Here is a 20197-nt window from a genome sequence, read left to right as displayed (position 1 = left end):
CTCTACGCCGTCGCGGGGGAGTTCTGGCCGGACCCGGAGGTCGCGCCGCGATACCAGTACTCGAGGGTCAGCACATGCCACAGATGCTTGGAGAAGTCCCGGTGCCCGGCGGCGTCCTCGGCGACCATGCGCGCCAGCGCGTCGCGGCGCAGCAGACCGGAACCCACGAGCACGCCGTCGTTGACCACCTCGCGCACCAGCGGCGCCAGGTCCCGGCTCATCCACGCCCGCAGCGGGGCGCTGAACAGGCCCTTCGGCCGGTACACGATCTCCCGGGGCAGGACCGAGGCGGCCGCCTCCTTGAGGACGGCCTTGCCCTGCCGGCCGACGATCTTGCGGTCGCCGGGTATGGCGAACGCCGCCTTGACCACCTCGACGTCCACGTACGGCACCCGCACCTCGGTCGACGCGGCCATGCTCGACCGGTCCGTGTACGCGAGGTTCAGGCCCGGCAGGAACATCCGCGCGTCGCCCAGGCACATGCGGTTGACGAAGTCGTCGAGGTCGTTGTCCTCGTAGACGTCCGCGTGCTCGGTCAGCACGTCCGTGACCGTCCCGGCCAGGTCCGGGTCGACCAGGGCGAGCAGCTCCTCCTGGTCGTACATGGTGTAGCTGCGCCGGAACGCGGTCTCCTCCGGCAGATCGGCGAAGGACAGGAACCGCTTCGCGAACCGCACCGACCGGTACCCCCGCCGGGCCGAAGCGACCGGCAGCCGGTCCACGGTCGCGGACAGGCCGCGCCGCAGCGGCCCCGGGACGCGCTGGTAGCGCAGCGCGAGCAGGTTGGCCAGGTGCTTGCGGTACCCGGCGAACAGCTCGTCGGCACCCATCCCCGAGAGCATCACCTTGACCCCGGCCTCCCGGGCGGCCGAGCAGATCAGGAACGTGTTGATCGCGGCCGGGTCGCCGATCGGCTCGTCCAGGTGGTAGGTCATCTGAGGCAGCAGGTCGAGCACGTTCGGAGCGATCTCGATCTCGTGCAGGTCGACGCCGAACCGCTCGGCCACCTGCCGGGCGTACCGCAGATCGTCCGGCATCGCCTCGAACTTGGCGTCCTCCGCACGGAACCCGATCGTGTAGGCGGAGATCCCGGGCCGGTCGCGGGCCGCCAGCGCGGTCAGATAGCTGGAGTCGAGCCCGCCGGACAGGAACGTCGCCACCGGCACGTCGGACAGCAGGTGACGCCGGGTCGACTCCTCGACGATCGCGGCCAGGTCCGGCACGTCGCCGCTCAGGGCCCGCTCCCGGCCCTCCGCCGCGACGTCCTTCAGGTTCCAGTAGCGACCGCGCTCCACCCGGCCGTCGGCCCGGCACCGGAGCCAGCTGCCCGGCGGCAGCTTCTCCGCCTCGCGGTACGCGCACCGCGAATCCGGCACCCAGTAGTAGAGGAGCGAGGCCACCAGGGCGCCCGGATCCACCTCCAGCGAACCGCCGGTCACGGCGGCGAGCGCCTTGAGCTCGGACGTGAACACCAGCCCCTCGCCGCGCCGGAGCACGAACAGCGGCTTGATGCCGAGCTGGTCGCGGGCGAGCACCAGGTCACCGGTGCGCTCGTCGAAGATCCCGAACGCGAACATGCCGCGCAGCCGGGGCAGGCAGTCCGTGCCCCAGCGCCGCCAGGCCTCCAGCAGCACCTCGGTGTCGGAGGTGCCGCGGAAGCGCACCCCGGCCGCGGCCAGTTCGGCCCGCAGCTCGGGCGCGTTGTACAGCTCGCCGTTGTACGTCAGGACCAGGCCGTCCGAGACCATCGGCTGGGCGCCCGTCTCGGACAGGTCGACGATGGCCAGCCGGCGGTGCCCGAGGTGCACCTCGCCGTCACCGACGGCGTGGCTGTAGAGCCCCGCCCCGTCCGGACCGCGATGGGCGAGGGTGTCGGTGAGCCGGTCGGTCACCGCCTTCCCGTCCGGCCATCGGTACGTCCCTGCGATGCCACACATGTCTTACCGCGCCTCCTGGTCGCTGTCCGGGACGCGCGCCGCCCACATGGGCAGCCGCTCCGTCCGTGGCCGGCCCGACCCGTTCTGCCGGGCCTGCCGCTCGTTCTGGCCGCGCAGCGCGGTCTGCGGCCCGTCCCACAGGGTGCCGTCGGTGCGGTCCCGCGGATCGGGGTCGATCAGCACCACACCGATCACCGGGATGTGCTGGTCCGCGAGCTGCCGCGCCACGGTGTGCAGCCATGCGGCGCTGCCGTGCCCGGCCCGTACGACGAGCACCGTCCGGTCGCCCAGGTACCGCAGGTCGGTCCACGCCGCGCCGGGCGCCACCGATCCGACGCCGATCCGGCGCTCCTGCGGCGACAGCGCGTCGGCACGGTCCCCGCCCACCACGGTCGGATCCCCGGGCCGCGGGCGGCGGTTGACGAGCCCCTGGCCCGGCAGGCCGTCGACGACGACCACCGGACCGTCCGGGGCCAGCGCCGCGGCGAGGTCCAGGGCGATCACGCTCGTCGCGCCCTCGCTGCCCAGCTCCAGCAGCGACACCGGCTCCGCCGAGTCGCGCACGGTGCGGGCCAGCGACGTGGTGAGCCGTTCCCGTGCCGCCCGCACACGGCGGCGCCGCCACGGCCCGGCCGGCCTGCGCGGCAGCTCCGAGATGACCGAGGCACCGAGGTTCGCCGCGATGTCCCGGCGCAGCACGGGGCGGTCCGCCACCACCGTGCCGACCGCGGCCACCGCCAGCCCGAGGACGAGTCCGAGGACGAGCCCGAGCCCGGCGTGGGTGGCGGTCGCCTTCGCGAGCGACTGCCGCACCGCGCGCGGCGCGTCCACGATCTGCGTGCCGGTCACGAGCCGGGGGGTGCCGATGCGCGCCTCGGCGGCCCGCTGGTCGAAGTCCGCGATCCGCGAGGTGAGTTCCGCCCGGCGGGCGAACAGCGACTCCAGGTCCGCCGACGCCTTCGGCCCGTTCTGCGCCGACGAGCCCCCGATCGTCGTGTTGACCTGCTTGAGTTCCTCGCGCATCCGGTCGCGCTGGTCGAGCAGGGCCTTGGCCTCGGCGTTCGAAGCCTCCTTTATCCGCCGCACGTGGTCCGCGACGAACGCGTCGGCCAGCGCCTGGGCGCGGGCCACCGCCTCCGCGTCGGTGTCACCCGTCACGTCGATCCGCAGCACGTTGTTCGTCAGGCCGACGCCCAGGTAGTCCTTCATGAAGTCCTCCGGCTTGTCCGGGGACTTGAGGGCCTTCAGGGCGGTGTCGGCGATCCGCGTGGTCTGCAGCAGCTCGACGTCGGTACGGATCAGCGTTCCGGGGTCGTTCGGCTGGTCCTCCTGGCGCGCCACCAGCACCTTGGTCGTCGCGGTGGGCGGCGGCGGCAGCAGGATCGCCACCGCCGCGCCGATGAGCAGCCCGAGCAGCGCCATGGAGCCCCACAGGCGGCGCCTCCGCCGCACCGACACCACCAGTGCGTGCAGGTCGAGGAGCGGAGCCGCGGCCGACGGCTCCGACGTCGTACGCGTCGTCACACCGAACCTCCCGTCGCACCGTCGCCGACGGCGAGCGCCGGCGACGCCGCATGCCGACGCTGACCGGCGGACCGTGCCGTCCGGGCCACGACCGGGCCGGCGAGGACGATGCCGACGATCTCGTGCCGGGCGTCCGCACACGCCTCGGCGATGCCCGCGAGCTCCGCCGCGGTCCAGCTGCCCGCGCTGAGCACGACCAGCGCCCCCGACACGTCGTCGCCGTCCGGCAGCATCGGCTGCGACACCGACACCGCCACCACCCGCAGCCGGGGATATCCGCCGCCCGAGGAACCGGTGGCGGGATCGCCGTGGGCCTCGGCGACGAGCTGCCCGGCCGCCCGGTGGGCGATCTCGTCGCCCTCCGGGACGACGACGAGGAGCCGGCGCGGCGCCGGCAGCAGGTCCCGGAGACGCACGCACACCCGCCGGAAGCGGAGCTGCCTGCTGGCCTCGTCGCCGGACGCCCGCGGGGCCGGGATGTCCCACCGGGTGTCGATGCCGAGCAGCCGGCGGAGCCACCGCGGGCCGCGGCCCTGCGGACGGTTCGCGGAACGCTCGACGGCCACGTCGACGGTGCCGAGGAGCGCCGCGCCCAGCGCCGCCGTGATCTCCGGCTCGCCGCGCAGCCGGCGACTCATCCGCGCCGCGGTGAGGTGACCGATGACCGCGAGCAGGAACGACAGCAGCGCCCCGCCGGCGATCAGCTGCTCCTGCGTCGGCGGAGCCTCGCCGGCCGGCCGTGCCGCCGGACCCATCACGACCATGTTGGCCTTGCTGGACTTGCCGGAAGCGGGGTCGGCCTGGTCCAGCTTCTCGATGGCCTCCCGCAGCGCGGTGCGCAGCTTCTCCAGTTCGGTGCGGGTCTGCACGCTCTCCACGGTCCGCCCGGGATCGGCCGCGTCGGCCAGTTCGGTGATGCGGCGGTTGGCCTGCACGACCGCCTGCCGCAGCGACTCCAGCCGCGCCGCCGCCTCGGGGTCCGCGCTGTCGCCCACGATCCGCGTGGCGAAGGTGACGAACTGGCGGGCCACCTGGTCGGCGAGCTGCTGGGCGCGCTCCGGGGTGTCGGCCGTGCCCGAGATCTTGATGATGTTCCCGTTGGCGGCCTTGGCGCTCACCTGCTCCCGCAGCTCGGTGCCGCTGACCCCGCGCCAGGCGAGCGTGGTGGCCGCGCGGTCGACCACGACCGAACTGGTCGCGATCTCCGCCTGGGTGAGCAGCTCGCGCTCCTCCCACGCGCCCGGCAGCAGCACCGACGCCGACGTCGTGTACCGCGGCGGGACCAGGGTGGAGGTTCCGTAGCCGACGAGCGCGCCCACCACGGTGATGAGGGTGAGGAACCGTCCGCGCCGACGGATAATCCGCCCGAAGGTGACCAGGCGTATCGTGTCATCGCTCAACGACGGGGCCTCGTCCCTGCCCGGTTCGGGTCGGCCGACGCCGGACCCCGGTCACGGCAGGCGGCGTCGTAGGCGGCGAGCAGGGACTTCTGGGAGTTCCGCCAGGACAGCGGCCCGCTGATCCGCTCCCGGCCGATCTCGCCCATCCGCGCCCGCTGCTCCGGATCGTCGAGGAGCATGGCGATGAGCTTGGCGAACTCCGACTCGTCGTTGGCCGGCGCGTAGACGGCGGCGTCGCCGGCGGAGACGCGTGCCTCCCGGAGGTCGAACGAGACCACCGGTCGGCCCATCACCATGTACTCCAGGACCTTGTTCATGGTCGACACGTCGTTCAGCGGATTGCGCGGGTCGGGGGAGAGGCACACGTCCGCGGTGGACAGGTACCGCGCCAGATCGGCGTCCGGCACGCGCCCGGTGAACTGCACCTGCTCCGAGAGGCCGAGCCGCTCGGCCAGCTCCACCATCGCGTCGAAGGTGTCGCCGCCGCCGACGAACACCGCGTGCCAGTCGCTCCGCCCGACCTCGTCGCGCAGCTTCGCGAGGGCCCGCAGGGCGTAGTCGACGCCGTCCTGCGGCCCCATTACGCCGAGGTAGCACAGCAGATGGGGCTTGCCGCGCTTGAGCTCGGGCTCCGCCGGCACGGGGTGGAACCGGTCGACGTCGGGCGCGCTGCGCACGACGAACACGTCCTCCGGCCGCCGGCCGCCGCGGCGCACCGCGACGTCCCGGTAGCTCTCGTTCGTGGCGAGCACGATGTCGGCGGCCCGGTAGGTCCGCCGCTCCAGCGCGCACACGGCGCGGTAGAGCAGGTCCTCGCCGCGGTCGAACCGCGAGAGGTACAGCTCGGGCACCAGGTCGTGCTGGTCGAAGACGAACCGCGCTCCGCTCCGCTTCATCCACAGGGCCGGCAGGAACAGCAGGTCCGGCGGGTTGCAGGCGTGGACCACGTCGACCGGGCCCACCTTCCGGGCCAGCCGGAAGGTGTGCCACAGCGCGGAGCCGTACTCCTTCAGGTAGCCGGCCGGACCTCCGGTGGCGGCGCGCAACGGGTAGCGGTGGATCCGCACCCCGTCGATCTCCACCTCCCGCTCGGTGTCCCTCTTGCTCCCCTGCGGACAGATGACGTGGACCTCCCAGCCCGCGTCGCGCAGGGTCGTGCACTCCTGCCACACCCGCCGGTCGAACGGCACCGACAGGTTTTCCACCAGGATCAGCGCGCGCCGGTTCTTCCGGCCGCCACTGGTCTTTTCACCAAGCAAGGCCCACGTACCCAGGTTCGGCCCGGCGCGCGTCGGCGTCGGGAAGATGGATGAGGTCGACGATCAGCGGCCCGTCGCCATGGGGGAGCGCCGCGAGCACGGCCGGATCCCTGGTGCCGACGAGGCACACCTCGGCGTGGTCGAGCACCTCCTCGACGGAGTCCGCGAGCAGCTGCCCGAGGTGCGGCAGCCGGGTCTCGATGTACTCGCGGTTCGCGCCGAGCAGCCGGGAGAGGCTGACGTTGGCGTCGTGGATCTTCAGCTCGTAGCCCTTGCCGAAGAGCCGCTCGGCCAGCTCGACGAGCGGGCTCTCGCGGAGGTCGTCGGTGCCGGGCTTGAAGGACAGCCCGAACAGGCCCACCCGGCGCTTGCCGGTGCGCTCGACGAGGTCCACCGCGCGCTGCAGGTGGTCGGCGTTGGACGCCAGCACGTGGGAGAGGATCGGCACCGAGACGTCGGCCCGCTGCGCCGCGTGGACCAGGCTGCGCAGGTCCTTGGGCAGGCAGGAGCCGCCGAAGGCGAAGCCGGGCCGCAGGTAGGCGGGGCTGATGTTCAGCTTGCGGTCGGCGAGGAACACGTCCATCACCTGGTGCGAGTCCACCCCGAGCGCCTGGCACACCGAGCCCAGCTCGTTCGCGAAGCCGATCTTCAGGCCGTGGAACGCGTTGTCCGCGTACTTGATCGCCTCGGCGGTCGGCACCGGCACCCGGAACACCTCGCCGGGCAGGCCCTCGTACAGCGAGAGCACCACGTCGCCGCTCGCCGCGTCGAGCTCGCCGATGACGGTCTTGGGCGGGTCGAAGAAGTCCCGCACGCTCGTGCCCTCGCGCAGGAACTCCGGGTTGACCGCGACCCCGACGTCCACGCCGGCCGTGCCGCCGACGTACTTCTCCAGGATCGGCACCAGCAGGTTCAGGCAGGTGCCGGGGAGCATGGTGCTGCGGAACACGACGGTGTGCCGCCCGCCCCGCTCGGCGAGCGCGACGCCGATCTCCTCGGTGACCCGCTCCAAGTACGTCGTGCACAGGCTGCCGTTGGGCTCCGACGGCGTGCCGACGCAGATCAGCGACACCTCGCTGCCCATGATCGCCTCGCGGACGTCGGTGGTGGCGTGTAAAGCCCCGCTCCGCACGACCTCGGCGACGAGCTCGCCGATCCCCTCCTCGACCACCGGGGCCTTGCCGTCGTTGACCAGGTCCACCTTCACCTGGTTCACGTCGACGCCGATGACCTCGTGGCCCATGCTCGCCAGGCACGCGGCCGACACGCAGCCCACGTAGCCGAGCCCGAAAACGCTGACCTTCATGACGCGTTCCTCCCCCCAGGCAGGCCCTCTCGGCCTGCGGTCCGCACATCCACCGGACGACGTCCCCCGCACATCAGTAGGCCCCCTGGCCGTAGAGCACCGCACGCAGCGTCTTCCACAAGATCACCGTGTCCAGGGCGAGCGACCAGTCCTCCACGTACCGCAGATCGAGCCGGACCGCTTCCTCCCACGGCAGGTCGCTGCGTCCGCTGATCTGCCACAGGCCGGTGAGTCCGGGCTTGACCAGCAGCCGCCGCCTGATGTCCGGGCCGTACGCGGCACTCTCCTCGGGTAACGGCGGCCGCGGTCCGACGAGCGACATCGATCCGGTGAGCACGTTGAAGAGCTGCGGGAGCTCGTCGATCGAGTAGCGGCGCAGCACGGAGCCGACCCGGGTCACCCGGGGGTCCTGTCGCATCTTGAACAGCAGGCCGGCGCCCTCGTTGAGCTCGGCCAGCTCGTCGCGTGCCCGGTCCGCACCGGCGACCATGGTGCGGAACTTGAGGATGGTGAACTCGTTGCCGTCCTTGCCGACCCGGCGCTGGCGGTAGACCGCGCCGCCCCGGCTCTCCGCCGCCACGAGCAGCGCGACCAGCAGCATCAGCGGCGCGAACAGCAGCAGCAGGACCGCCGCGCCCAGTCGGTCGACGACCTCCTTGACCGCCCGCCGGCCGCCGGTGAAGGTCGGCATGCTGACCCGCAGCAGCGGGATCCCGAGCACCGCGTCGACGTGCAGCCGCGGGCCGGCCACCTCCATCAGCACGGGCGCCACGACCATCTCGGCGTCGCTGCCTTCGAGGTTCCACGCCAGCCGCTGCAGCCGGTCCGGTGACCAGTGCGGGTCGGGCGTGACCGCGACGACCCGGTAGCCGTCGCGGCTGATGTGGGTGGCGACCTCCGTCAGGCGGCCGACGACCGGCACTCCGTCCAGCTGGTCGCCGTCGATCCCGAGGCCGTCCGTCGTGCACACCGCGTCCACCCGCCACCCGAGGTGCGGGAACTTGCGGGTCCGGCTGATCAGATCGCGCACCGTGGCCGGGCTGCCGGCGGCGAGCACCGGCCGCAGGCATCGCCCCTCCTTGCGCTGCTTGTGCAGCCAGAGGCGGAGCAGGTACCGCGTGGTCATGGTGATCACCGCGATCGCGGGGATCGCGACGAAGATCCAGAGCTTGATGTTGCGCGAGGTCAGGGCGATGCCGCCGAGCGCCAGCATGACGGTCGCCATGAAGAGGGAGCGGCCGAGCCGGCGGAACTCCTCGGCACCCTGACCGAGCACGGCCGGAGCCCACGCGCGGCTCACCGCGAGCGCCCCCAGCACCAACAGCTCGGTGCCGAACGCGAGGATGCCCCACTTCTCGTGCCAGTTGGCCGCGTCCCGCGCCCCGAAGAACTCGCCTATCGAGGCCACCACGAACGCGGTGGCCGCCGTGTCGCTGATGATGACGGTACGGCGGTACCGCTGCTCCCAGTCACTCGCGGTCCGGTCGATCGTCCCGTTCGCCAGACGCCCGCGCGCTGACGGAAGCGGGCTGACTAGTCCCCCCTGCCGCACAGAACCCCCCAGGTCCCAGTGGTTCGACGTGTTCGCCCAACACCGTTCCTCCTCCGGAAGGCCCCCATTCCCTCCGTACACGGAATACCGGTTCATCCGGACCCGGTCGAGCACCCCGCCCTGGCGGCGGCAGGCTCACCTGTCCGGTCGGACTCTCGATGCGCGCGGCGACCCGCCGAAACCCTGGGGTGCTCCCCGCACCCAAGGCCCCCCCGGGCTCCACGAGTTGATCCCCCCGTGGTCGGCGCGAGGGGCGCGACTGTAGGCCCACCCCCGTGCCGGACCTAAAGATCATTGTTGGTCGCCTCGTGTCCGATCAGCTGAAGCACGGTCAATCTAGACCATCGAGACGGGTATGGAGAGGGGGTGTGTGCAATTTGTGCGTAAGCTTTGAGACTTGATCCATCGGCCGGTCGCGGCCTGGTCCAAGCGTTGACTAACTGGTAAAGCATTAGGGCATGTTGAACGGCTGAAGCATGCATTCCGCATGTGTCCGCGCGCCCCGTCAAGACGCACGTCACGCCCGCGCCGGCGAAACGCGCGCCCCTCCGATCCGCCCAGTTCACCACCCCGGCGTGCGCCCCGTTCGGCACATCCGAGGGGTCGACCGGAAAACGACGTCCTGTGAACGGGCGTCGAGGGCGTTCCCCGGCCACCCCTCCCTCCCGTTGTGACCAGCGTCACTCCGCCCGCCCGTGATGATTGCGGGGCCGCATCCGCTTGATCATCCGGCGGATCCCGCCACTTCGATGGGGAAGGGGGCTCGGTGATGGACCGCGAGTGCGTGACACTGCGCGCGGCCGACATGGGGCGGCACGCGTCCGAGTTCGTCGAGGGCGTCGCCGCGAGAGGGCGGCTGCCGCTGGACTACTCGGCGGCCAGCCTGCGCCTGGTGGACCGGCTGATCGACGGGCTCCGGCGGGGTGGCGCGGCCCGGGAGGAGGTGACCGGGCCGCTGACGGGCCTCGGGGCGTACGTCGGCGAGGTGCTGGTGCGGCAGGCCGGGGCGGTGTGGGTGGACCTGCCCCCCGGCCACCCCCTGCGGTCCCTGTTCACGCACCCGGTCGGCGTGCGGATGCCGGACGGGCGGGTCTGGAACCCGCTCGGCCGCACCGTGAACCGCTTCGAGCGGGGGCCGGCGGAGTCGCTCCAGACGTTCTTCCTCACCCTGCACGGCAGGCGGCCGCCCCGCGCGCGCCGGGGCCCGGTGCGGGGGTCCGGCAGGCCGTAGGGCCTGTCGTCACCTTCCCGTCCGCCCCGCGGGCGACGACGGGAAGGTGGCGGCGGACCCTGGGCGCCGTCCTGCCGACGATCCGACAGGGCGTCGGAGCAGGTCTGTTGACGGTCTGAAAGGATGGACGCTCTCCGGTTCCACGACGGGACCGGGAGTCCGAGGGCGTACGGGGTGTGAAGAGGGTCGTGTGGGCGAGGGAACGGGGCGCGTGCCCGCCGCGGCACCCGGCCGGGACCGCGACGCGGAGCTCGGCGCGGCCGTCGAGCGGGCCCGCCACGGCGACGAGGACGCCTTCGCGCTGGCCTACCGGATCGTCAACCCCGGACTGCTCGGATACCTGAGGGGCATCGTCGGCGAGGACGCCGAGGACGTCGCCTCCGAAGCGTGGCTGGAGATAGCCCGCGACCTCGGCCGCTTCCGCGGCGACAGCGCGGGATTCCGCGGCTGGACCGCGACCATCGCCCGCCACCGCGCCCTCGACCACCTCCGCCGCGTGCGGTCACGGCCCCGCCCCAGCGGGATCGAGCAGGACGTCCTCGACCTCCCGACCTCCGGGGACACGGCCGGCGAGGCCCTGGACGCCCTGTCGACCGAGCACGCGCTCGCCCTGATCGCCGGGCTGCCGCGGGACCAGGCCGAGGCCGTACTGCTGCGGGTCGTCGTCGGCCTCGACGGACCGACCTCCGCCCGAGTTCTCGGCAAACGTCCCGGTGCGGTACGGTCCGCCGCACACCGGGGATTGAAGCGACTCGAAAGACAACTCCGGGAGAGGGGGAGGTGACCCGTGTCCGACGACCGGTCGAACCGCACACTGGAGGATTCCCTGCGGGCCGCGCTGAGCGGGCGGACCCGCACCGCCGGCGACCCCACTCCGGGCGGACGCCGCGCGGACGCCGACGTACCGGCGCCGGGCGGAGTGCTCGACGGGTGTGATGTCCCGGCTCCGGGCGGGGAGTTCACCCGGCCGGTGGCCGGGGATGCCGGCGGGACCGAGGACGCGGAGGACGTGAAGCACGACGTCGAGGCGAGTGTCCTCGCCGCGTTCCGGGCCGCCCGTGACGCGGGCCTGCACGATTCCCGGCCGACGCGTCGCCGCGACGACTGGACGACCGCCGCCGACCGGCGGCGCCCGAGGCGTTCCCTGCGGACGGTGGTGGCCATGCTGTTCGCCAGCGCCACGCTGGGCGGGGTGGCCGTCGCCACCGGTGGTTTCCCCGACGAGGTGCCGGCGACGCTCGTCCCGGACACCGCCGACCCGGGGGCCGCGTCGACGCCCACTCCCCCTCCCGCGCCGACAGCGTCGACGCCCCCGGCACGGCCGGAGACCGGTACCCCCATCTACCCGGAGGGCCACCCCCCGCCGTCTCCCGCCTGCCGCCGCAAGCCCCCGTGCCGCGAGCCCGGGGAGGACGGGAAGCCGGGGCGCGGCCAGGGGAGGGGCAACGGCAAGGGCGACGGCGAATACAGCGGCGAGGACTACGGCGAGGGCATCGGCAAGGGCTACGGCGCGGGCCGGGGCAAGGCGGTCCCGGGCGGACGGGGGCCGAGCGGCCGCGACGCGGGCGCTACGGCTCGATCAGGCCTACCCGGATCGCGTAGCGGGTGAGTTCGAGGCGGTCGCGCATGCCGAGCTTGTGGAGGAGGTTGGCGCGGTGGCGCTCGACGGTCTTGGGGCTGATGACGAGGAGGTCCGCTATCTCCTTCGAGCTGTGGCCCTCGGCGACGAGCTTGAGGATCTCCTCCTCGCGCTCGGTGACGGCCTTGGCGGGGAGGGGCCTGCCCCGGGCCGCGTGGTCGAGGTAGGTGCGGACGAGGGCGGTCTCGGCGCCGGGGTAGATGAAGGGTTCGTCGCGTACGGCCGCGCGGCAGGCCTCGACGAGGTCGCGGTCGGCGACGGACTTGAGGACGTAGCCGCTCGCGCCGGCCTTGAGCGCTTCGAAGAAGTACTGCTCGTTGTCGTACATGGTGAGGATCAGGATCCGCAGCTCCGGCCGGAGGCGGCTGAGTTCCCGGGCGGCCTGGAGGCCGGTGCGGCGGGGCATGGAGATGTCGAGGACGGCGAGGTCGACCCGTTCCGAGCGGGCCAGGGCGACCGCTTCGGCTCCGTCCGCGGCCTCGGCGACGACGGTGAGGTCCGGCTCGGCGTCGAGGATGAGGCGCACTCCGCCGCGTACGAGCGCGTGGTCGTCGGCGAGCAGGATGCGCGTGGGGGTGCCGGCGCTCGGCTGTTCCGTCATGGTGCCGTGGCCTCCGACCGACTCCGACTCGAACGCTTCGCGTCCGCCTTCGACCGCGGGCCGCCCGCCGTGTCCAGGCGGACTTCCGTACCGCCGCCGTCGGCGTCGCGGACGGTGAGGCGGGCGCCGACGAGCAGGGCGCGTTCGCGCATGCCGCGCAGGCCGGCACCCTCGGCGGCCCCTCGCATGCCCCCGCCGTCGTCGCGGACGAGGAGGCCGACCCCGCCGTCGGGCAGGAGGCGCAGGCGGAGGTCGACGTGGCTCGCGCCCGCGTGGCGGGCGGTGTTGGTGAGGCCCTCCTGGGCCACGCGGTACAGCACCAGTTCGGTCTCGGGGTCGAGCTGCGGGAGGCCGGGGTCGATGCGGGGCCGCACGGACAGGCCGCGCGTGGAGAACTCGGAGGCGAGGGAGCGGAGGGCGCTGTGCAGCCCGAGCTCCTCCAGGACGCCCGGCCGGAGGCGGCGCGCGATGCGCCGGATCTCGTCGAGGCTTCCCCGGGTGGTCTCCTGGGCCTGCCGGAGCTCCGGCCGCAGCTCCTCGGGGGCGTGGTCGGCGGCGATCTTCAGCTGGAGGAGTACGGCGGTGAGGGTCTGCCCGACCTCGTCGTGCAGCTCCTGCGCGATGCGGCGGCGCTCCGCCTCCTGAGCGGACAGCACGCGCGCGCTGCTCGCGGCCCGCTCGGCTTCGAGCCGGTCGAGCATGGTGTTGAACGTACGGGTCAGGTCGGCGATCTCGCCCCGGCCCGCGGCCGTCGCGCGCCGCCCCGGCCTCAGCAGGTCCGCCGTCCGCATCGCGCGGGTGAGGCGCTGGAGCGGCGCGAGGCCGAGCCGCAGGAGGAAGGCGTTGGCGACGAGCATGGCGAGCAGTCCGGCCAGGAGGACGAGCGCCTCGCCGAGGAGGACCGGGGTGGAGACCGTGACGGGTCCGAACAGCAGCAGCACGGCCACGACGAGGACCGAGGCGTTCAGCAGGAAGATGCGCCAGTACAACGACACCACTCCGCCCCTCCTCTCCTCACCTCGCTCCGCACATGCCCTCTGACCTGCGGCGGGACCCATGTCCCCGCCCCATCCTGACCAGGTTCCCGGGGTCTTGTCCATCCGTGCCGACACCCATGTCCCGGGCCTCCGCGAGATGGCACCATGACCCGCGTTGCCGCCGGACACCGCCGGCCCCCACCGGACCCGACCGGGTGCGAACCGGTCACGAACACATGGGAGGGACGGGCTCGTGCCTGCTCCGCGGATGAGAACGACACCTTTGCCCGGCATCGGAGTCCAGTACGACTTCACGACGCGGGAGCACCGCGAGCTGTCGGTCATCGCGCACCGCGACGGCACCCGGACCGTGAACGTCTACCGGGCCGACGACCCCGACGCCTGCGCCCGGTCGCTGCACCTCACCGAGGGCGAGACGGCCTCGCTGATCGACGCGCTGATGCCCGCGCACCACAGCCCGAACGTGCTGCACACCACCGACCTCGGCCTGGTCGCCGAGCGGATCGAGCTGTCCGCGCACGCGTACTGGAACGGGCGCGTGCTCGGCGAGACCCGGATGCGGACCGACGCCGGCGCCTCGGTCGTCGCCGTGCTGCGCCGCTCCGGGGCGATACCGTCCCCGACGCCGGCGTTCCGGCTCGCCGGCGGCGACACGCTCATCGTGATCGGCACCCGCGAGGGCGTCGACGCGGCCGCCGCGATCCTCGGACGGGAGTGAGGACGGCGTGCACTCCGCGGTCTTCCTGATCGAATTCGGTGCCATCATCCTCGGTCTCGGCCTGCTCGGGCGGCTCGCCGGACGCTTCAGCTTCTCCCCGATCCCGCTGTACCTCCTCGCGGGGCTCGCCTTCGGCAAGGGCGGTCTGCTGCCGCTCGGCGCGAGCGAGGAGTTCGTCGCCATCGGCGCCGAGATCGGGGTGATACTCCTGCTGCTGATGCTGGGCCTCGAATACACGGCCAGCGATCTCGTCTCCAACCTCAAGACCCAATACCCCGCCGGACTGGTCGACTTCGCCCTCAACGCGGTGCCCGGAGCGGTCGCCGCGCTGCTGCTCGGCTGGGGACCCGTCGCCGCCGTCGTCCTGGCCGGCGTCACCTGGATCTCCTCCTCCGGCGTCATCGCCAAGGTCCTCGGCGACCTCGGGCGCCTCGGCAACCGCGAGACGCCGGTCATCCTCAGCATCCTGGTGCTCGAGGACCTGGCCATGGCCGTCTACCTGCCCATCATCACGGCCCTGCTCGCCGGCGTCGGGCTCGCGGCCGGGAGCGCCACGCTCGCCATCGCCCTGGGCGTGGCCGGCGCGGTCCTCTTCGTCGCCGTCCGCTACGGCCGCCTGATCTCCCGCTTCGTCTCCAGCGACGACCCCGAGAAGCTGCTCCTCGTGGTCCTCGGCCTGACCCTGCTCGTCGCCGGCGTCGCCCAGCAGCTCCAAGTCTCCGCCGCCGTCGGTGCGTTCCTCGTCGGCATCGCCCTGTCCGGCGAGGTCGCGGAGGGCGCGCACGCGCTGCTCAGCCCGCTGCGCGACCTGTTCGCCGCGGTGTTCTTCGTCTTCTTCGGACTGCACACCGACCCGGCCAGCATCCCGCCGGTGGTCCTTCCCGCGTTCGCGCTGGCCGTCGTCACCGCCCTCACCAAGATCGCCACCGGGTACTGGGCGGCGCGCCGCGCCGGCATCGGCGTGAAGGGCCGCTGGCGGGCCGGCGGCACCCTGGTGGCGCGCGGCGAGTTCTCCATCGTCATCGCCGGACTCGCCGTCACCGCGGGAGTGCAGCCGCAGCTGGGCCCCTTCGCCACCGCCTACGTGCTGATCCTCGTCGTGATGGGTCCGCTCACCGCCCGTTTCACCGAACCGGTCGCCGCGGCCCTCGCCCGGCTCCGCACGCCGAAGCCCGCGCCCGGTCAGGCCGATTCCGTGGTCGTACGCCCGAGGCCGTCCGACGGAGCGGAGGGCACGGGCGGTACGGACGCCCTCGAAGGCGGCGGGAGCGGTAGCGGCGGCATCGACGCCGACGGGCTGAACGGACTGGACGGGCTGGACGGGCTGGACGGACTGGACGGGCTGGACGGGCGGAGCGCGCCCGGCCGGGTGTGAGGGGTCGCGACCGGGGGTGAGGGGTCGTGGACGGGTGGGGCACCGCGAACCGGCGGCTTCCGTACGCACCCGCGGTGTCAGGCGGTGCCGTCACCGGCGCCCACCGACACGCGCGGGCTCACGAGCCGTCGCCCGGCTGGGGGTTGTCGTCGTGGCGGTGCAGGTCGCCGTAGCGGCCGGTGTCGATCTCCCAGCGGTGGTAGCCGACGATCCAGGCGGCGAGGCCGTCGACGTACCGGCCGGCCGCCTCGCGTGCGGCCGGGGCGAGACCGAGGAGGTCGTACGTCGCGGGGGCCCGGGTCGACAGCTCCACGAAGCGGTCGACCATCGCCTGGGCCTCGCGCATCACCTCGGCGGCGGCCTCCTCGGCGGTGCCGCCGCGCTCCTCGCGGACGATCATCACCAGGTTGGCGACATCGCCCCGGGCGAGTTCCTGGGCGTAGGAGTGCACGTCGTTGGTGAACGAAGGTATGTCCGCCGCCAGTTGGCGCATCAGGCGGAAGTCCGGGTGGTGCAGCACCTCTTGCGGCAGCTCGAACCGGTTGAGCCGCTCGACCATGTCGAAGAGGGTCTCCATGGCGGCCGTGCCCCGGCGGAGCGCCAGATAGCCCTCCCGGTCCGGTAGCCGGCCGGAGAGCCGACCGGCGGCCTCGGCGGGGTGGCAGGCGAAGTACCACTCCCAGTTGTAGGCCGAACGGGCCAGCCACCGGGCGGACATGCCGCGCGCGCTGCGCTCCCAGAGGTCGGCGAAGGCCCGCTCGACGGGGGTGCGGTCGCCGGGTTCGGGGCCCTCGCCGTGCAGGAGGGCCGTCAGGCGGGTGCAGACCTCCGCCACGCGTGCCGGGGCCCGGCCGAGATCCGTGTCGAACCGGTCGTCGAAGAGGAAGTAGAAGCCGATCAGGTCCGCGGCGAGGGCGAGGTCCTCGGTGGCGCAGTCGGGGCTGGTGAACGCGGCGAGACGGGGGACGTCCCACTTCTCGTACGCCGTCCGCTCGATGGCTCCGGCAAGGCCCGCATGGCCGAGCAGCCACTCCTGGTGGCGCTGCACTATGCGCCCCTGGTTCGGATTGCCACGCAAGGGAATCGGCAGATCGAGCACCGCTGTGTTGAACACTGGACCCCCTGGATTTGATCCCGGGTGAACCCCCAACGCCCCCGGCGCAATCGAACAGTACTTGACCTGATCATCAACTGCCACTGACATAAAGGGAGTCGCATTCCAGCCTATGCGAGATCGGGGCCCGGATCGACAGCCGTGCACCCTTGCCTTTCGACGGACGCCTCCCACGCCTGGTGGCGGTACGTGGACCCGTGGCGGGGTCACGTACGAGGGGGGATGAAGAAGGGGCTGTTGGTGGTCGTGTTCCAGCCGGACGCTCCGACTGCACGCCTCGGTCGGCGACGGAGGTGTTCGAGAGTGTGCATGGCCGGAATCGGCGCGGGGCCGCCGTCCGTCACGTGCCCGTCAGCAGCAGCGAGGCCCACAGGGCGACCGTCGAGGCGACCAGGGCGGCGGGCACCGTCAGGAGGCCGAGGCGGGTGAACTCGCCCAGCGCCACCGGGTGTCCGTGGTCGTGGGCGACGCGGCGCCAGAGGAGGGTGGCGAGGGAGCCGGCGTACGTGAGGTTGGGGCCGATGTTCACGCCGAGCAGCACCGCGAGCACCGACCCCGGGCCGGAGGCGGCCGCCAGCGGCACCAGGGCCAGGGTGGCGGGCAGGTTGTTGATCAGGTTGGCGAGTACGGCGGCGAGCGCGGCCGTGCCGAGCAGGGCCGGGAGCGAGGTGCCGTCGGGGAGGACGTGGGCCAGGGCGGACCCGAGGCCGTTGTCGACGACCGCCCGGACGACGACGCCGAGCCCCAGGACGAACGCGAGGAACGGCAGCGACGCCGAGCGGACGAGCGCGCGCGGGGTGGTGCGACGGTGGACCAGGGCGTGCACGGCGAGGACGGTGGCGCCCGCCGCCGCGGCCCAGGCCGGGTCGAGGCCGGTCGCCGAGGCGACGCCGAATCCGGCGAGCGTCGCCGCCACCGTGCAGAGCGCGAACACCGGGAACGGGGTGGGCGCCGGCGGATCGACCGGGGCCGCCGGCGCGGCGAGGTCGCGCGCGAAGAAGCGGCGGAACACCGCGTACTCGACCGCGACGGCGGCGAGCCAGGGGAGCAGCATCAGCAGCGCGAACCGCGTGAAGCCGACCCCGGCGGCCGTGAACGCGAGCAGATTGGTCAGGTTCGAGACCGGCAGCAGCAGCGAGGCCGTGTTGGACAGGTGCGCGCTCGCGTACACGTGAGGTTGGGGGCGGGCCCCCATCCGGGCGGTGGTCGCGAAGACCACCGGGGTCAGCAGCACGACCGTCGCGTCCAGGCTCAGCACGGCGGTGATCAGCGAGGCGAGTGCGAACACGGCCCCGAGCAGCCGCTGCGGGCGGCGGCCCGCCCGGCGCGCCATCCAGGCACCGCAGGCACGGAAGAGCCCCTCGGCGTCGCAGAGCGCGGCGAGGACGAGCACCGCCGCCAGGAACCCGATCACCGGACCCAGCCGCTCCGCCTCCTCGCGCACGGCCGCGGGCGTGATCGCGCCCACGGCCAGGACGACTCCGGCGGCGGGCACCGCGAAGGCGGCCTCGGGCAGGCGGAACGGTCGGACGACGGCGCAGATCAGCACCACGGCCAGGGCGAGGACGGACACGGACGCAACGAGCATGTGTTCGATGATCCAGGTCGGCCGCGGGGTCGGAGCCTTCGGGGTCGGGGTCTGGAGGGTCGGGGCCTCCGGTGTCGGGGCCCGGGGCCTCCGGCGTGGGGCCTCCGGTGCGGGGCCTTCGGGAGGCTCCGCCTCCCCGCCGGCGCTGACTGCGCGTCAGAAGGGAGTGGCGGCGAAAGTCTTGTGGCCTCCGCATTCATCAATAAAATGTCACACACCATATAAGGGAGTCCATTCATGGTCCACGAGCACGTCCCCGTGCACCGCACCCACCCCTGGCACGGGATCATGGTCGCCACCGCCCTCCCCTTCCGCGAGGACCTCTCCGTCGACTACGACGCGTACGCCGAGCACGTGGCGTGGCTGATCGCCAACGGCTGCGACGGCGTCGTCCCCAACGGCTCCCTCGGCGAGTACCAGACGCTCACCGACGAGGAGCGCGCGCAGGTCGTGCGTACCGCCGTCGCGGCGGCCGGGGACGGGGCGCGGGTCATGCCGGGTGTCGCCGCGTACGGCAGTGCGGAGTCGCGCCGCTGGGCCGAGCAGGCCGCCGAGGCCGGTGCCGGGTCGGTCCTCCTCCTGCCGCCGAACGCCTACCGCGCCGACGCGGAGGCCGTCCGCGCCCACTACGCCGAGGTGTCCGGGGTCGGGATCCCGGTCGTCGCGTACAACAACCCGATCGACACCAAGGTCGACCTCACGCCCGCGCTGCTGGCGAGCCTGCACGCCGACGGCAGCATCGTCGCCGTCAAGGAGTTCAGCGGCGACGTCCGCCGCGCCTACGAGATCGCCGAACTCGCCCCGGAGCTCGACCTGCTCATCGGCGCCGACGACGTCCTGCTGGAACTCGCCCTGGCGGGCGCGGTCGGCTGGATCGCCGGCTACCCCAACGCCCTCCCGCGCAGCTGCGCCGAGCTCTACCGCGCCGCCGTCGCCGGCGACCTCGCCACCGCGCTCCCCCTCTACAGGTCCCTGCACCCGCTGCTGCGCTGGGACTCCAAGACCGAGTTCGTGCAGTCCATCAAGCTTTCCATGGACATCGCCGGCCGCCGGGGCGGTCCGACCCGCCCGCCGCGCCACCCGCTCACGCCCGAGCAGGAGGCGATCGTCCGCGCCGCCACGGAGAAGGCCCTCGCGGAGGGGCACGCGTAAGGGCACCCGCCCCGCCATCCCTGCCTTCCTCCTCCCCTCCAGCCGGCCCTCCCTCCGGCCGGCCCTCCTTCCATCCAGACTCCCTCCACCCGGCCCTCCCTCCATCCCTCCGTCCGTACGTCCGAAGGGGACGACCCCATGCGCACGCGTCATGTCTTCCACGCCGTCGATTCGCACACCGAGGGCATGCCCACCCGGGTGATCACCGGGGGTGTCGGGGTGATCCCCGGGGCCACCATGGCCGAGCGCAGGGCGCACTTCATCGCGCACATGGACCACCTGCGGACCCTGCTCATGTACGAGCCGCGCGGGCACGCGGCGATGAGCGGGGCGATCCTGCAACCGCCGACCCGGCCCGACGCCGACTACGGCGTCCTGTACATCGAGGTGTCGGGCCTGCTGCCGATGTGCGGCCACGGCACCATCGGCGTGGCGACCGTGCTGGTGGAGACGGGCATGGTGCCGGTCGTCGAGCCCGTCACCACCGTCCGCCTCGACACCCCCGCCGGCCTGGTCGGCGTCGACGTCCGCGTCCAGGACGGCGCCGCCAAGGCCGTCACCCTCACCAACGTCCCCGCCTTCAGCGCCGGACTCGACCTCAAGACCGACGTCCCCGGCTACGGCACCGTCACCTACGACCTCGCCTACGGCGGCAACTTCTACGCCTTCGTCGACCTCGACACCCTGGGCCTGCCCTTCGACCGCGCTCGCAAGGACGACCTCCTCGCCGCCGGCCTGGCCGTCATGGACGCGATCAACGCCTCACCCCACCGGCCCGTCCACCCCACCCAGCCCGAGATCTC

Annotated in this window: 17 protein-coding genes; 7 read left to right on the top strand and 10 right to left on the bottom strand. The window is 73.0% G+C overall.

Annotated elements, in window-relative coordinates:
- Positions 1-2: 2 nt before the first annotated feature.
- From asnB to ACFCY7_RS18545, 6 genes are all read right to left on the bottom strand, one after another.
- The gene (asnB, locus tag ACFCY7_RS18570; RefSeq protein ID WP_376486228.1) at positions 3-1937 is read right to left on the bottom strand and encodes an asparagine synthase (glutamine-hydrolyzing); all 1935 of its coding nucleotides are present in this window, start codon (positions 1935-1937) and stop codon (positions 3-5) included.
- Positions 1938-1940: 3 nt separating this feature from the next.
- Positions 1941-3461, bottom strand: coding sequence for a Wzz/FepE/Etk N-terminal domain-containing protein (locus tag ACFCY7_RS18565; protein ID WP_376486227.1), 1521 nt, complete (start codon positions 3459-3461; stop codon positions 1941-1943).
- Positions 3458-4861 carry a polysaccharide biosynthesis protein gene (locus ACFCY7_RS18560; protein ID WP_376486224.1) on the bottom strand — a complete coding sequence of 468 codons (1404 nt, stop codon included), beginning with the start codon at positions 4859-4861 and terminating at the stop codon, positions 3458-3460. The genes ACFCY7_RS18565 and ACFCY7_RS18560 overlap by 4 nt, the downstream gene beginning before the upstream one ends.
- Positions 4858-6120 (bottom strand): glycosyltransferase family 4 protein, encoded by a 1263-nt coding sequence (locus ACFCY7_RS18555; RefSeq protein WP_376486222.1) that lies wholly within the window; start codon positions 6118-6120, stop codon positions 4858-4860. Before ACFCY7_RS18555 ends, ACFCY7_RS18560 begins: the two co-directional genes overlap by 4 nt.
- Entirely contained in the window at positions 6110-7426 is a 1317-nt protein-coding gene (locus ACFCY7_RS18550; RefSeq protein WP_376486220.1) for a nucleotide sugar dehydrogenase, read from the bottom strand. Before ACFCY7_RS18550 ends, ACFCY7_RS18555 begins: the two co-directional genes overlap by 11 nt.
- A gap of 73 nt (positions 7427-7499) precedes the next feature.
- Complete coding sequence (locus ACFCY7_RS18545) at positions 7500-8978, bottom strand: sugar transferase (RefSeq protein WP_376486218.1); 1479 nt, start codon at positions 8976-8978, stop codon at positions 7500-7502.
- A 769-nt stretch (positions 8979-9747) separates the two neighbouring features.
- Here ACFCY7_RS18545 and ACFCY7_RS18540 point away from each other — a divergent pair.
- From ACFCY7_RS18540 to ACFCY7_RS18530, 3 genes are all read left to right on the top strand, one after another.
- Complete coding sequence (locus ACFCY7_RS18540) at positions 9748-10209, top strand: hypothetical protein (RefSeq protein ID WP_376486217.1); 462 nt, start codon at positions 9748-9750, stop codon at positions 10207-10209.
- Between the two features lie 211 nt (positions 10210-10420).
- Positions 10421-10993, top strand: coding sequence for an RNA polymerase sigma factor (locus ACFCY7_RS18535; protein WP_376486216.1), 573 nt, complete (start codon positions 10421-10423; stop codon positions 10991-10993).
- Positions 10994-10996: 3 nt separating this feature from the next.
- Positions 10997-11818, top strand: a complete 822-nt coding sequence (locus ACFCY7_RS18530; RefSeq protein WP_376486214.1) for a hypothetical protein — start codon at positions 10997-10999, stop codon at positions 11816-11818.
- Here the strand turns inward: ACFCY7_RS18530 and ACFCY7_RS18525 are convergent.
- Together ACFCY7_RS18525 and ACFCY7_RS18520 are read right to left on the bottom strand one after the other, a co-directional pair.
- The gene (locus ACFCY7_RS18525; protein ID WP_376486213.1) at positions 11778-12449 is read right to left on the bottom strand and encodes a response regulator; all 672 of its coding nucleotides are present in this window, start codon (positions 12447-12449) and stop codon (positions 11778-11780) included. The genes ACFCY7_RS18530 and ACFCY7_RS18525 overlap by 41 nt on opposite strands.
- Entirely contained in the window at positions 12446-13444 is a 999-nt protein-coding gene (locus ACFCY7_RS18520; RefSeq protein WP_376486297.1) for a HAMP domain-containing sensor histidine kinase, read from the bottom strand. The genes ACFCY7_RS18525 and ACFCY7_RS18520 overlap by 4 nt, the downstream gene beginning before the upstream one ends.
- A 250-nt stretch (positions 13445-13694) precedes the next feature.
- Here ACFCY7_RS18520 and ACFCY7_RS18515 point away from each other — a divergent pair, with 250 nt between their 5' ends.
- Both ACFCY7_RS18515 and ACFCY7_RS18510 read left to right on the top strand, forming a co-directional pair.
- Complete coding sequence (locus ACFCY7_RS18515) at positions 13695-14165, top strand: cation:proton antiporter regulatory subunit (protein WP_376486211.1); 471 nt, start codon at positions 13695-13697, stop codon at positions 14163-14165.
- Positions 14166-14172: 7 nt separating this feature from the next.
- The gene (locus ACFCY7_RS18510; RefSeq protein WP_376486210.1) at positions 14173-15540 is read left to right on the top strand and encodes a cation:proton antiporter; all 1368 of its coding nucleotides are present in this window, start codon (positions 14173-14175) and stop codon (positions 15538-15540) included.
- A gap of 118 nt (positions 15541-15658) precedes the next feature.
- Here the strand turns inward: ACFCY7_RS18510 and ACFCY7_RS18505 are convergent, their stop codons facing one another.
- Positions 15659-16588 (bottom strand): terpene cyclase, encoded by a 930-nt coding sequence (locus tag ACFCY7_RS18505; protein ID WP_376486209.1) that lies wholly within the window; start codon positions 16586-16588, stop codon positions 15659-15661.
- Between the two features lie 406 nt (positions 16589-16994).
- On the bottom strand, positions 16995-18254 hold the full coding sequence (locus ACFCY7_RS18500; RefSeq protein ID WP_376486294.1) for an SLC13 family permease: 1260 nt from the start codon (positions 18252-18254) through the stop codon (positions 16995-16997).
- Positions 18255-18479: 225 nt separating this feature from the next.
- Between ACFCY7_RS18500 and ACFCY7_RS18495 the strand changes: the two genes are divergently transcribed.
- Complete coding sequence (locus ACFCY7_RS18495) at positions 18480-19394, top strand: dihydrodipicolinate synthase family protein (protein WP_376486207.1); 915 nt, start codon at positions 18480-18482, stop codon at positions 19392-19394.
- Positions 19395-19532: 138 nt separating this feature from the next.
- Positions 19533-20197 (top strand): proline racemase family protein (locus ACFCY7_RS18490; protein ID WP_376486205.1); only part of this gene is annotated, 665 nt, incomplete at its 3' end.

This window comes from Streptomyces sp. NPDC056361 (assembly GCF_042262805.1).
Taxonomy (GTDB): Bacteria; Actinomycetota; Actinomycetes; order Streptomycetales; family Streptomycetaceae; genus Streptomyces.
The sequence above is the reverse complement of the archived record's forward strand: the minus strand, read 5'-3'. Positions and strand labels throughout refer to the sequence as shown.